Origin of the sequence: Paenibacillus sp. FSL W8-1187 (assembly GCF_037965485.1) — a bacterium.
GTDB lineage: Bacteria > Bacillota > Bacilli > Paenibacillales > Paenibacillaceae > Paenibacillus_O > Paenibacillus_O pasadenensis.
This window is the reverse complement of record NZ_CP150181.1, coordinates 2,912,187-2,924,973: the sequence shown is the minus strand read 5'-3', so window position 1 is coordinate 2,924,973 and position 12,787 is coordinate 2,912,187. Positions and strand designations below refer to the sequence as shown.

General features: G+C 66.0%; 10 protein-coding genes. 5 read left to right on the top strand and 5 right to left on the bottom strand.

Going from position 1 to position 12,787, the window contains the following annotated elements:
• Window positions 1-4 precede the first annotated feature (4 nt).
• Together NYE40_RS12625 and NYE40_RS12620 are read left to right on the top strand one after the other, a co-directional pair.
• On the top strand, window positions 5-682 hold the full coding sequence (locus NYE40_RS12625; protein WP_228551508.1) for a Na-translocating system protein MpsC family protein: 678 nt from the start codon (window positions 5-7) through the stop codon (window positions 680-682).
• Window positions 683-801: 119 nt separating this feature from the next.
• Window positions 802-1,902 (top strand): hypothetical protein, encoded by a 1,101-nt coding sequence (locus NYE40_RS12620; protein WP_101809156.1) that lies wholly within the window; start codon window positions 802-804, stop codon window positions 1,900-1,902.
• A 26-nt stretch (window positions 1,903-1,928) separates the two neighbouring features.
• On the opposite strand, the gene glsA is transcribed toward NYE40_RS12620, so the two are convergent.
• Complete coding sequence (gene glsA, locus NYE40_RS12615) at window positions 1,929-2,870, bottom strand: glutaminase A (RefSeq protein WP_028597274.1); 942 nt, start codon at window positions 2,868-2,870, stop codon at window positions 1,929-1,931.
• 139 nt (window positions 2,871-3,009) lie between these two features.
• Between glsA and NYE40_RS12610 the strand changes: the two genes are divergently transcribed.
• Entirely contained in the window at window positions 3,010-4,350 is a 1,341-nt protein-coding gene (locus tag NYE40_RS12610; RefSeq protein WP_164820165.1) for a PDZ domain-containing protein, read from the top strand.
• 97 nt (window positions 4,351-4,447) lie between these two features.
• On the opposite strand, the gene NYE40_RS12605 is transcribed toward NYE40_RS12610, so the two are convergent.
• From NYE40_RS12605 to NYE40_RS12590, 4 genes are all read right to left on the bottom strand, one after another.
• Entirely contained in the window at window positions 4,448-5,227 is a 780-nt protein-coding gene (locus NYE40_RS12605; RefSeq protein WP_240478925.1) for an SDR family oxidoreductase, read from the bottom strand.
• 146 nt (window positions 5,228-5,373) lie between these two features.
• A complete protein-coding gene (locus NYE40_RS12600) occupies window positions 5,374-6,339 on the bottom strand; it encodes an electron transfer flavoprotein subunit alpha/FixB family protein (protein WP_028597272.1) in 966 nt (321 codons plus the stop codon).
• Between the two features lie 17 nt (window positions 6,340-6,356).
• Window positions 6,357-7,118, bottom strand: a complete 762-nt coding sequence (locus NYE40_RS12595) for an electron transfer flavoprotein subunit beta/FixA family protein (protein WP_028597271.1) — start codon at window positions 7,116-7,118, stop codon at window positions 6,357-6,359.
• A 47-nt stretch (window positions 7,119-7,165) separates the two neighbouring features.
• A complete protein-coding gene (locus NYE40_RS12590) occupies window positions 7,166-7,747 on the bottom strand; it encodes a TetR/AcrR family transcriptional regulator (protein WP_028597270.1) in 582 nt (193 codons plus the stop codon).
• A 186-nt stretch (window positions 7,748-7,933) separates the two neighbouring features.
• Here NYE40_RS12590 and NYE40_RS12585 point away from each other — a divergent pair, with 186 nt between their 5' ends.
• Window positions 7,934-10,198, top strand: coding sequence for a heterodisulfide reductase-related iron-sulfur binding cluster (locus tag NYE40_RS12585; RefSeq protein ID WP_339278524.1), 2,265 nt, complete (start codon window positions 7,934-7,936; stop codon window positions 10,196-10,198).
• 171 nt (window positions 10,199-10,369) lie between these two features.
• Window positions 10,370-12,769 (top strand): 3-hydroxyacyl-CoA dehydrogenase NAD-binding domain-containing protein, encoded by a 2,400-nt coding sequence (locus NYE40_RS12580; RefSeq protein ID WP_339278523.1) that lies wholly within the window; start codon window positions 10,370-10,372, stop codon window positions 12,767-12,769.
• Window positions 12,770-12,787 lie beyond the last annotated feature (18 nt).

Below are 12,787 nucleotides of genomic sequence, written 5' to 3'. Positions count from 1 at the left end.
GGCTATGACTCAGCTTACGAGCCAGATGGGGAAGCTGCTCCGGGACCGCTTCGGCAAAGGGCCGGAGTCGATTTACGTTTCCGCCAACGAGGTATGTGTAAGCATGCATTTCCGCCAGTTCGTCAGCGTCGTGGAGAAAATAATGCTCCAGCAGAACAAGGACGAGGCCGTCAGGGATACGCGGCAGCTGGTGATGGACCTGATCGTGCCGGAGTTCAAGGCTTTGATCCTCCGTACGTTAGGTCTCGAGCTTCAGCACATTTATTACGACTGGAACCTGGACAACCACTCCGGCATCATGATCGGCCTCGTCGACAGCTCGCTGTTCGACCGCTATCAGGAATCGTACCGCGGCAAGGAGTACATCCACCGCCAAGTCGAGCGCATCTCGGCCGAAGCCGAGAAGATGCCCGATGCCATGCATTCGTTCTGGACCAACGCGCGCACGCTCGTCATCGTCCGCTCCGGCATCCTGATCAAGCTTGAGAAGGAGCTGCTGAGAGCCGGCTACGAGCCCGCCCTGAGGGTCGCCAAGCGAGCGCTTGAAAAATCGCTGCTGGTGACCGAGGTCGATATGATCGAGGCGCTCGGACGCACGTCCGACGGGATTTATCTGGATTGGAAGTTCGATCAGGACCAGAGCATCATCGTATTCACCTTTCCGTCCGAAACATCGACTTAATGAACAGATGGCCGTTGCCACGCTGAACATGAGCCGAGGAAACAGCCGTCCACCGTGACGGCTTGCTCCGAGGCTCTATTTGTTTTTTGGGAAAAGGAAAGGAGAGAAAGTAGGAGAGAATGATGGAGAGAAAAGGCCATATCGACGAAGCGAGCCTGCCTCGGGCAGAGGTCCGGCAGGCGCAGGACGAGCTGAATCTCGTGCTGCAGGAGCTGAGCGCAGCCGTGCAGGCGGACGCTTATTACATAGCCGACGAGACGGGAGAGGGCGACTGCGTCGTCGCGCTTCATCATGCCGGAGAGCCGGTGCTGCATCTGGGCATGGTGCTCCCCCTCGCGGAGGCGCCGGAGGAGGAGGATGTCGTGCTCCGCTTCCATCGCATTCAGGTCCGGATCGCCGAGGAGGCGGCAGACGTCAAGAAGCTCGGCATGCTGCGGAAGGAGCGTTCGTTCAGCGGAGAGGAGAAAGACCGCCTGCTCCGCGCCGCCGATTCGCGGGCGGTCCTCGCACCGGCCGCGGGCCGGCCGGTCGAGAGCGGTTCGTCTGGATTGCCGGACGGCGGCGCAGCCGCAGCAGGTCCGGCTTTGATCACGAAGGGGGAGCGGCTGCGCCAGCTCGCCTTTGACATGATGAACGGGCTGACCAACATCGACGGCATGGCGCAGCTGCTGGCGGATACGACGCTCGACCAGAGCCAGCTCGACATGCTCGACGAGCTGCGGATGAACGCGGAGCATCTCGCCTCGCTCGCCCAGACGCTGTTGAAGCATGCCGATCAGGAGGACAGCTGGGTGGGCTTCGACGAGCATCCGTTCTCGATCCTCGATCTATCCAAGGAGCTGACGGACAAGCACGGCGAGTCGGAATCTCCGAGCCGCCTGACCTGCTGGGTGTCGGCGGAGGTGCCCCATCAGGTGCATGGGCGCAAGGAGCAGCTGGCCGAGCTGCTCGATCTGCTGCTGCAGATCGCCCGGGAGGAGCCCGAGGTCGGAAGCACCCGGCTCAACATCCATGTCAACTCGGTCAATTCGCAGGACGGCCAGCTCGATCTGTTGATTCAGCTGCTGCTCGACCGGCAGGGAGGGAGCGGACCGGGCTCCGCCGCCTGGCGGAGCGAGGCGAAGCGGATCGTCGAGCTTAACGGCGGAGAGCTGTGGGAGCAAGAAGGCGACGCGGGCTGGGGCTTGCATATGACCTTCCAGGTGCGGCGCGCCGGCTAGCGCCGCGCCGAGACGAGCTTCGATAGTCAAAACAAGCTCCAGTCGAATTCCTTGGACAGCGTCTCGAGCAGATGCACGCCGGCGATGCTGTTGCCGTGCCGGTTCAGCGAAGGGCCGACGACGCCGATGCCCGCGCGGCCCGGCAGCAGGGCGAGGATGCCGCCGGATACGCCGGATTTGGCCGGCAGGCCGACGTCGATCGCGAACTCGCCCGAGCCGTTGTACATGCCGCAGGTGACCATGAACGTCTTGGCAATCTGCACGAAGCGGCGCGGAATGAGCCGCTCGCCGCTGACCGGATCGAGCCCGTCCAGCGACAGCACGAGCGCCATGCGGGCGAGCTGGCCGCAGTCGACGAGCAGCGAGCAATGCTTGAAGTACACCTCGAGCACATCCTCGACGGCGCTCTCGAGCACGCCGTTGTCCGTCAGGAAATACGCCATCGAGCGGTTGAGATGGCCGGAGCTGGATTCGGAGCGGTACGTCGCCTCGTCCAGCTCGAGCGGCCCGCCGCCGGCGAGCCGGCCGAGGAAAGCGGCGATCCGCTCCGACTTCTCCTCGTTTGACGAGCCGGCTATGAGCGAGCTGATGACGATCGCGCCGGCATTGATGAGCGGATTGAACGGGATGCCCGGCTGCACGAGCTCGAGCTTCAGCATGCTGTTGAAGCTGTCCCCGGTCGGCTCCATGCCGACCTTGCTGAAGACGCGCTCCTCGCCGTTGTCCATCAGCGCGAGCATGAGCGTGAACACCTTGGAGATGCTCTGCATCGTGAACCGCTGGCCGCAGTCACCTGCGGACAGCGACTTGCCGTCCGCGGCCAGGATGTGGAATCCGAGCGCCTCCGGATCGGCTTTGGACAGCTCGGGAATATAGGAGGCGACTTTGCCGAGCGGCGCGATGCCGCGGGCCTCTTCCATCCAGCGGGGAAGTCCGGCGTTGATGGCGTTCCAATTCAGTTCGTTCATGGCGGGCTCAACCTTTCTGTCGCAGCGCTTTGCTTCATTGTACCATGCGTCCCCCCGCAGTTTGAAATCGGCTCGGCGTCTCCTGTATGCTTAGGAAAGGAAAGAACAGGGAATGACGCGGAAACGGGGCGTGGTGGGCTTGAACAATCGTTGGTATGTCGCATCGTTCGCGGCGGCGCTGGCCGTCGCGGCATGCGGTCCGCTCGTCTGGCTGGCCGACCCGGTGCGCGCAGGCGGGCTGTACTGGATCGATCTGCTGGAGGCGCTGGCCCGCGCCTGCGCGCTGATCCCGCTCTGCTGGACGGTCGGAGCTTACCGGGCGTGGAGCCGGACCGGCCGCAGGCGGCTCGGCTGGCTGCGGCTGCCGATCGCGGCCGGCGGGCTGCTCGCCGCGTGCCTGCTGCTGGCGGCGCCGGAGCGGCTCGGCTTTCTCGCCTGGACCTGCGGCTTGACGGCCGCGCTCGTGCTGCTCGATGCGGCGCTCGAGGAGCGGAGCCGGCGCAGCGTTCCGTACGGCACGCTCGGCTTTGCCGCCGCCGTCCTGCTGCTCGGAGCGGCGCTGCTTTATCCGATGCCGTATTCGGCGATTACGCCGGGCTTCACCCTCAGCATGAGCCGTTACGCCCAGGTGGAGGGCGGGCATGCGGCAGGCTCGCTCGAAGGCGTGCTCGTCATCGAGCGGCCCGCGTTTCCGATCGACTGGCTCGCGGCCGCGCTGCTGCCGCAGATGAGGCTGGAGAAGCGCGATACGAGCATCCCGATCTCGGAAATCCAGCGCCAGGTCCATATCCAGCGGGCCGGCGCCAATGAGGTCGGCACCGCCGTCGCGCTCCAGAAGCTGGGCCTCGGCCAAGGCGTCCTGCCGCAGGGCGTGCAGGTGCTCGCCGTGCAGGAGGGCGGTCCGGCGGAGGGCTTGCTGCAGCCAGGAGACCTGCTGCTGTCGGTAGACGGCCGGCAGGCGCGCACGACCGGCGAGCTGGCGGAGCGGATGGCGGACGTCGCGCCGGGCGAGCCGGTCAAGATCGGCTATGAGCGCGGGAGCGCCAAAGCCGTCGCCGTCATCCGCTCCAAGGCGTTGGACGAAGACCCGCAGCGCGCCGTGCTCGGCATTCAGGTGCAGGACCGGACCAAGGCCGATCTGACGCGGCGGATGGATTACCGGAGCTATCTGCTCTATCAGGGCGGTCCATCGCACGGGGCGATGCTCGCGCTGTCCGTCATCGACCAGCTGACGCCGGGAGGCGTCGCCGGAGGCAACCGCGTCGCCGGCACCGGCACGATCGACGCGGCGGGCCGGATCGGCCGCATCGGAGGCATCGAGCAGAAAGCCTATGCGGTGCAGCGCGCCGGCGCGGACGTGTTTTTCGTGCCGGCCGGTCAGGAGGAGGACGCCCGCAAAGGGGCGGATCGCCTCAACATCGTGCCGGTCGCCACGCTCGACGACATGCTGGCTTGGCTGAAGGCGCATCCGAAGCGTTGATTTCATGAGCGTTCAAAACAGAAAAAACGGGAAGAAGCGGAGCGATGATCGCTCCGCTTCTTCCCGTTTTCGATTCGGTTGACGGCGAGGCCGCGCTTTATTTGCCGCCCTTGCGGCTCAGCTCCGCAAGCTGGTCCCACTGCGGCTCGGTGACGGCCAGCAGGCCGTTGAACTGTCCGGCTCCCTGCAGCCACTCGCCGCCGTCGATCGTCACGCACTCGCCGTTCAGATAGCCGGCATAGTCGGAGACGAGATAGGAGGCCAGATCGGCCAGCTCCTCCTTGCTGCCGACGCGCTTCAGCGGGATGCGGTCGAGCATGCCCTGGGCCAGCTCCGGCGTCGGCAGCAACCGCGACCAGGCGCCCTCGGTCGGAAAAGGGCCGGGCGCGATCGCCACATGGCGGATGCCGTAGCGCGCCCACTCGACGGCGAGCGAGCGCGTCATCGCCAGCACGCCGGCCTTGGCGGCGGCAGAGGGCACGACGTAGGCGGAGCCGGTCTCGGCATACGTCGTCACGATGTTCAGCACCGTCCCCGGCCGACCGGCGGCGATCCAGCGCTTGCCGAACTCCAGCGTCGCGTAGAATGTCCCGTGCAGCACGATGTTCAGCACGGCGTCGACGGCGCGATGCGAGAGCCGCTCGGTCGGGCTGATGAAGTTGCCGGCGGCGTTGTTGACGAGGACATCGATGCCGCCGAAGCGGGCGTCCAGCGCGTCCGCGAGCCGGGCGACCGCCTCGGGATCGCGGACGTCGCAGGCGTGGACGAAGACGTCGCAGCCGGCCTGCGCGAGCGCCGCCTCGGCCTCGCGCAGCTTTTCCTCGCGCCGCCCGGCCAGCGCGACGCGCGCGCCGAGCCGGCCGAAGCCTTCGGCCATCGCCCGTCCGAGGCCGGTCGCGCCGCCGGTGACGAGAATCGTCTTGCCCGCCAGCAGGTCGGCCCGGAACGGGCCGGGCGCCGCCGCAGCCGGGCTCGGCCTGGACGGAGCGGCGGCGTCCGCTCCGAGGCGCGGATCCGCCTCCATCAGGCGAGCACCTTGCGGAATTCCTCCGTCAGCAGCGGCACGACGTCGAACAGGTCGCCGACGATGCCGTAATCGGCGACCTTGAAGATCGGCGCCTCGGGGTCCTTGTTGATCGCGATGATGACGCGCGACTGGCTCATGCCGGCCAGATGCTGGATCGCGCCGCTGATGCCGCAGGCGATGTACACCTCGGGCGTGACGACCTTGCCGGTCTGGCCGATCTGCAGCGCGTAGTCGCAGTAGCCGGCGTCGCAGGCGCCGCGGGAGGCGCCGACGGCGGCGCCGAGCACGTCGGCGAGCTCCTCGAGCGGCTTGAAGCCGTCCGCGCTCTTCACGCCGCGTCCGCCGGAGATGACGATCTTCGCTTCGGCGAGATCGACCTTGCCGCCGGCCTTGCGCAAGACGTCGCGGACGATCGAGCGCAGGTCGGCCGGAGGCGCGTAGTCGCGGTCGACGACTTCGCCCGGCGCGGCGGCCGGCTCGGCCGGCGGAATGTTGTTCGGACGCACGGTGACGACGCCCGAGCCGGACAGAAAGCGCTTCTCCTCGAACGCCTTGCCGGCGTAGACGGGACGCTTGTAGAGCTCGCCCTCGCCGATCGAGATGACGTCGGAGATCTGCCCGGCGCCGAGCAGCGCGGCGAGCTGCGGCGCGAGATCGCGGCCTTCGGCGGTATGGCCGAGATAGATTCGCGCCGGCCGCAGCTCCTCGAGCAGCCCCTTGACCGCCTGCACATAGGCCGGAGCGTTGTAGCTGGCCAGCTCGGGATGGTCGACCGCATGCACCTTGCCGCCGACATAGCCGGCCAGCTCGGCGGCGAGCGCGGTGATGCCGCTGCCGACGATGACGGCCTGGACGTCGGCTCCTTCCCCGCGAGCGATGCGCGCGGCTTGAAGCGCTTCCAGCGAGACTTGGCGGAGCTTGCCTCCGCGGACTTCGGCGATGACGAGTACAGGTTGGCTCATCGTAATTCCTCCTCGGGTCAAATGGCTTTCGCTTCGGTGCGGAGCAGCTCGACCAGGCGCGCGGCCTGCTCGGCCGGCGATCCCGGAATCAGCTGGCCGGCGCCGCGCTCCGGCGGCAGGGAAAGGGAGACGCGCTCGGTAAGCGCTTCCGCGGCGCTCAGGCCGAGATCGTCGAGCGACAACGTCTGGAACGGCTTCTTTTTCGCCTTCATGATGTTCGGCAGGGAAGGGTAGCGCGGCTCGTTGAGTCCTTGCTGCGCGGTGAAGAGGGCGGGCAGCGTCACTTCAAGCGTCTCCGTGTCGCCCTCGGCGTCGCGCCTCGCGGTCGCCGTGGAGCCGTCGATCCGGAGCGAGGTGATGGAGGAGACATGGGGCAGGCCGAGCCGGCTCGCCAGCCGCACCGCGACCTGGCCGCCGCCGCTGTCGACCGAGAAGTTGCCGCCGAGCACGAGATCGACGGACTGGCCGGACAGATACTTCTCCAGCGCGGCCGCGGCCGCGCCTTCGTCAGCGCCGATGCGCCCGTCGGTCAGCAGCACGGCTTCGTCGGCGCCCATGGCGAGCGCCTGCCGCAGCGCCTCGGCCGCCCGGTCCGGACCGACGGAGACGACGGTCACCTTGCCGCCGTGCTGGTCGCGCTGCTGCAGCGCTTCCTCGACGGCGTACTCGTCGTACGGATTGATGACGAACTTGACGCCGTCGTCGGACACGCGGCCGTCCTCGATGACGATCTTCTCCTCGGTATCGAACGTTTGCTTCAGCAGGACATAAATATTCATGCGCTCAGCTCCTCCTTGGTAGGTCGCGAATGATTTCAAAGCGGCGGCTATTTGAGGCCGCGCAGGAAAAACTCGACGGTTTTGCCGACCTGGGCGGTCAGCGAGTATTTCATGCCGGAAATGAGCCAGGACGTGACGACCTCGTCCATCGCCCCGAACAGCAGCAGGCGGGTCAGCTTCAGGTCCAGGTCCGGACGGAATTCTCCCTCTCTCACCCCTTTATCCAGAATATGCTCGATCAGCTCGATATACGGCTTGACGGCCAGCCCGATCGCCTTGCGCAGCTCCAGCGAGCTTTGGCGCAGCTCGATCTGCGTGACGTAGGCGAGGTTCACGTTGCTCTCGAGCTCGGTATAGTGGATCTCGCATACGGCGCGCAGCGCCTCCTCGGCCGACGACGTTTCCCGCACGCGGGCGTTGAACCGCTCGACAAGGCTGCCGAGCTTCTCCTGGAACAAAGAAATGAGGATATCCTCTTTCTTTTTGAAATAAAGATAAATCGTACCGTCGGCGACGCCGGCTTCCTTGGCGATCTTCGACACCTGGGAGCCGTGGTAGCCGTTCTCCGCGATCACTTTGAGCGCGGCTTCCAGAATCAATTCATATTTTTCCTGCTTCCTACTTGTCATGGGCTGCACCTCGGTGGTAGTATTTACGTATGGTGAATGAATACTCATTCATTTTCTTCATCTTAGGGGATATGACACGGATTGTCAACGAAACGCTCCGGGTTCCGCTAAGATTTTTTCGTCTCCTATATGTAAGCGCTTCATATGGGGATGCCTGGAAGCCGCCAAGAAGAAAGGATGACCACCATGATCGGAGCATGGATTCAATTCGCGCTGTTCCTCGCCGTCACCGGCTACGGCGTCTACCTGTTCTACCGGGCCGTATACCATCGCTATCTTTATTTGAAGCTCGGACGTCCGGCCAAGCTGCCGGAGCAGGCGCCGGGGAGGATGAAGGAGTTCCTCGCGCAGGTATTCGGCCAGACGAAGCTGCTCAAGGACGTGAAGAGCGGCATCATGCATATCGTCATCTTCTACGGGTTCGTCATCCTGCAGCTCGGAGCGCTGGACCTCATCGTCAAAGGACTGACCGGAGGCGGCCATCTGCCGATCCCCGGCTACGACCTGTTCAGCCTCGTGCAGGAAATCACCGTCGCGCTCATCCTGCTCGCGATGGGCTACGCGGCCTACCGCCGCTACGGGGAGAAGCTGGCCCGCCTGAAGCGGGGGCTCAAGCCGAGCATCGTCGTCTTCTTCATCTTCGGCCTCATGCTGTCGGTCGTGCTCTCGCTTGCCTTCGAGCGGATCTGGCTCGGCATGGAGCCGTCGGGCTACGCCCCGATCTCCTCGCTGCTCGCGACGGCGATGGGAGGACTGTCCGAGACCGCGGCCCACGTCCTGTTCCTCGTCTCCTGGTGGGCGCATCTGGTCATCCTGCTGTCTTTCCTCGTCTATGTGCCGCAGTCGAAGCACTTCCACATCATGACGGCGCCGATCAACATCTACCTGCGCCGCCAGGAGCCGGCGGGGCGGCTCGCCAAGCTCGACCTCGAGGACGAGGAGGCGGAGTCGTTCGGCGTCGGCCGGATCGAGGAGTTCACGCAGAAGCAGATGCTCGACTTCTATGCTTGCGTCGAATGCGGCCGCTGCACGAACGTCTGCCCGGCGGCGAGCACCGGCAAGGCGCTCTCGCCGATGCATCTGATCGTCAAGCTGCGCGACCATCTGATCGACAAAGGCGCGGCCGTCACCGGACGCTCGCCGTGGGTGCCGGCATTCGCCTTCGGCGCGCCGGATCCGGGCAAAGCCCATCTGTTCGAGCCGCGCAGCCTCGACCACGGTCCGTCGCTGCTCGATCTGGCCGGCTCGGGCAAGCAGGAGGTGGCGGCGGCCGCGGAGGCGGCTGCATCCGCAGGCGTGCCATGGGCCGATCCCGGCCGCTCGATCACCGACATCCGCCCGACGCTCGCTTGGCAGAAGGCCGCCTGGACGGTGCAGGAGCGGAAGCCCGAGGAGGTGTCGCTGATCGGCGACGTCATGACCGAGGACGAGATCTGGGCCTGCACGACCTGCCGCAACTGCGAGGACCAGTGCCCGGTCGGCAACGAGCATGTCGACAAGATCATCGACCTGCGCCGCCATCTCGTGCTCATGGAGGGCAGCATGCCGCATGAAGGCCAGCGCGCGATGCAGAACATCGAGCGCCAGGGCAATCCGTGGGGCATCAGCCGCAGCGACCGCGTCAAATGGACCGGCGACGTCGAGGGCGTATCCGTCCCGACGGTCAAGGAGAACCCGGACTTCGAGCTGCTGTTCTTCGTCGGCTCGATGGGCTCGTACGACCTGCGCAGCCGCAAAATCTCGCGCGCCGTCGCAAGGCTGCTCCGCGAGTCGGGCGTCAGCTTCGCCATCCTCGGCAACGAGGAGCGCAATTCCGGCGACACGCCGCGCCGCCTCGGCAACGAGATGCTGTTCCAGCAGCTGTGCCAGGAGAACATCGAGACGTTCCAGCGCTACGGCGTCAAGCGGATCGTCACCGCCTGCCCGCATACGTTCAATACGCTCAAGAACGAATATCCGGACTTCGGCCTTGAAGGCGTCGAGGTGCTGCATCACACGCAGCTGCTCGCCGAGCTGCTGAAGGACGGCCGTCTGAACCCCGTCCACGAGGTGCGGGAGCGCATCACCTACCATGATTCCTGCTATCTCGGCCGCTACAACAACGTGTACGACGAGCCGCGCGAGGTGCTGCGCGCGATTCCCGGCGTCGAGCTCGTCGAGATGGCGCGCAGCCGCGAGAACGGCATGTGCTGCGGCGCGGGCGGCGGCCTGATGTGGATGGAGGAGACGAGCGGCAAGCGCGTCAACCTCGCCCGCACCGAGCAGGCGCTCGAGGTCAATCCGACGCTCATCAGCAGCGCCTGCCCGTACTGCCTGACGATGCTGGAGGACGGCACCAAGCTCAAGGAGGTCGACGAGCAGGTCAAGGCGCGCGACATCGCGGAGATTCTCGAGTTGGCCGTCTTCGGACCGGCCGCCTCCGCCGGCCGCCCGGAAGGAGCGGCCAGCTGACATGAGCGTCCCTTCCCGAGCGGTTCGGATGGCCCGGGCGCCTTAGGGCGCGGCTGCGTCCGCGCCCTGAGCCCCGGTCCGAGGCAGCGGCATTTCCGACCGATCCGCCGAACCGCCGTCACTGATGCAGATCCAACCGTGTCCAACCATGTCCAAGGAGGCAACATTACGATGAGCATAACGATCCGCAAGGCAGCCGTCATCGGCTCCGGCATCATGGGCTCCGGCATCGCCGCCCATCTGGCCAACGTCGGCATCCCGACGCTGCTGCTCGACATCGTGCCGAAGCAGCTGACCGCAGAGGAAGAGAAGAAGGGCTGGACGCTGGACCATCCCGCCGTGCGCAATCGCCTGGCCGCAGGCGCCGTCGCCAAGCTCGCCAAGACGAATCCGGCTCCGCTCTACGACCCCGCATTCGCGGAGCGCATCACGCCCGGCAACCTGGAGGACCATCTGGACGGCCTCGCGGACGTCGACTGGATCATCGAGGTCATCGTTGAGAACCTCGACGCCAAGCGCAGCCTGCTGGAGCGCGTCGAGTCGGTCTGGAAGCCCGGCACGATCGTCAGCTCCAACACGTCGGGCATCTCCATCAACGCGATGGCCGAAGGCCGCAGCGAGGCGTTCCGCCGCAGCTTCATGGGCACGCATTTCTTCAATCCGCCGCGCTACATGAAGCTTCTCGAGATCATCCCGGCGGCCGGCACCGATCCGCAGCTCGTGCAGCAGATGAAGCAGTTCAGCGAGACGGTGCTCGGCAAAGGCGTCGTCATCGCCAAGGATACGCCGAACTTCATCGCAAATAGGATCGGCACGTACGGGCTGCTCGTCACGCTTCAGGAGATGGAGCGGGGCGGCTATACGGTCGAAGAGGTGGACGCCGCGACCGGCCCGGCGCTCGGACGGCCGAAGAGCGCGACGTTCCGCACGCTCGACCTCGTCGGCCTCGACACGTTCCTCCACGTCGCGGACAACGTCCGGCTGAACGTGGACAGCGAGAGCGAGCGCCAGGCGTTCACGCCGCCGGCGTCGCTCACGGGACTCGTCGAGCGCGGCTGGCTCGGCGAGAAGAGCGGCCAAGGCTTCTATAAGAAGGTCAAGGGCGCGGGCGGCAAGAGCGAGATCCTCTCGCTCGACCTAAAGACGATGGAGCATGGCCCGCAGAAAAAACCGGCGTCCGGCTCGCTCGAGGCGGCGAAGCTCGCCAAAGGCGCGCGCGAGAAGACAAAAGCGCTGCTCGGCGCTGGCGACCGCTACTCCGAGCTTGCCTGGAACGTGCTCAAGCAGGTGCTCGTCTATGCCGCCGAAAAGGTCGGCGAGATCGCGGACTCGATCCAGGAGATCGACGAGGCGATGAAATGGGGCTTCAACTGGGAGCTCGGCCCGTTCGAGACGTGGGACGCGATCGGCTTGGCGCGCTCGGTCGAGCGCATGGAGAAGGAAGGCACGGCGGTGCCGGACTGGGTCAAGGAATGGATCGCCGCCGGCAACACGAGCTTTTACCGCAAGCAGGACGGCAAGCGCTTCTATGCGAGCCGCGGCGAGTTCCGCCAAGCGGAGCAGGCTCCGGAGCTCATCGACCTGCGCGCCCTCAAGGAGCAGGGCAAGGTGGTCCAGGGCAACAGCGGCGCCAGCCTGATCGACCTCGGCGACGGCGTCGCCTGCCTTGAGTTCCACTCTCCGAACAATGCGATCGGCGGGGACATCCTGACGATGATCCAGCAGAGCGTGCAGGAGGTGCGGCAGAACTGGACCGGGCTCGTCGTCGCCAACCAGGGCCGCAACTTCTGCGTCGGCGCGAACCTGATGCTGCTGCTGATGGAGGCGCAGGACGAGGAGTGGGATGAGGTCGACGACATCATCCATCTGTTCCAGCAGAGCATGCTGAAGCTCAAGCGTCTCGACAAGCCGGTCGTGGCGGCGCCGCATCGGATGACGCTCGGCGGCGGTGTCGAAGCGTGCATGCCGGCCGACCAGGTCGTCGCGGCGGCGGAGACGTACTACGGCCTCGTGGAGGTCGGCGTCGGCCTCATCCCGGCAGGCGGCGGCTGCAAGGAATTCGCGCTGCGCGTCAGCCAGCAGGCCGGCCATCCGGAGGCGGATCTGCTGCCGCAGCTCGGACGCGTGTTCGAGACGGTCGGGCAGGCCAAGGTGTCGTCGAGCGGCCATGACGCCAAGCGTCTGGGCTACCTGCGCGGCGTCGACCGGATCGTGCCGAACCAGGACCATCTGATCTACGAGGCCAAGCAGGCCGTGCTCCAGCTGGCGGCGGACGGCTACCGGCTGCCGGCCGAGGAGCGGATCCGCATCGCCGGCTCCGAGGGCAAGGCGGCGCTGCAGCTGGCGGCGATCGGCATGCACGAGGGCGGCTACATCAGCGACCACGACCTGCTCATCGCCAAGAAGCTCGCCCATGTGCTGGCGGGCGGCGATCTGCCGGCCGGCACGCTCGTGACCGAGCAGTACATGCTCGACCTGGAGCGCGAGGCGTTCCTGAGCCTGACCGGCGAGCCGAAGACGCAGGCGCGCATGCAGCACATGCTGTCCAAGGGCCGTCCGCTGCGCAATTAGAGCAATCGAGGTTCCAAG

What these genes read in the sequence shown, in the direction of transcription:
- NYE40_RS12580 (WP_339278523.1), top strand. Translation starts at nt 10,370, where the DNA reads ATGAGCATAACGATCCGCAAGGCAGCCGTCATCGGCTCCGGCATCATG.
- NYE40_RS12620 (WP_101809156.1), top strand. Translation starts at nt 802, where the DNA reads ATGATGGAGAGAAAAGGCCATATCGACGAAGCGAGCCTGCCTCGGGCA.
- NYE40_RS12600 (WP_028597272.1), bottom strand. Translation starts at nt 6,339, where the DNA reads ATGAGCCAACCTGTACTCGTCATCGCCGAAGTCCGCGGAGGCAAGCTC.
- NYE40_RS12590 (WP_028597270.1), bottom strand. Translation starts at nt 7,747, where the DNA reads ATGACAAGTAGGAAGCAGGAAAAATATGAATTGATTCTGGAAGCCGCG.
- NYE40_RS12625 (WP_228551508.1), top strand. Translation starts at nt 5, where the DNA reads ATGACTCAGCTTACGAGCCAGATGGGGAAGCTGCTCCGGGACCGCTTC.
- NYE40_RS12595 (WP_028597271.1), bottom strand. Translation starts at nt 7,118, where the DNA reads ATGAATATTTATGTCCTGCTGAAGCAAACGTTCGATACCGAGGAGAAG.
- NYE40_RS12605 (WP_240478925.1), bottom strand. Translation starts at nt 5,227, where the DNA reads ATGGCCGAAGGCTTCGGCCGGCTCGGCGCGCGCGTCGCGCTGGCCGGG.
- glsA (WP_028597274.1), bottom strand. Translation starts at nt 2,870, where the DNA reads ATGAACGAACTGAATTGGAACGCCATCAACGCCGGACTTCCCCGCTGG.
- NYE40_RS12585 (WP_339278524.1), top strand. Translation starts at nt 7,934, where the DNA reads ATGATCGGAGCATGGATTCAATTCGCGCTGTTCCTCGCCGTCACCGGC.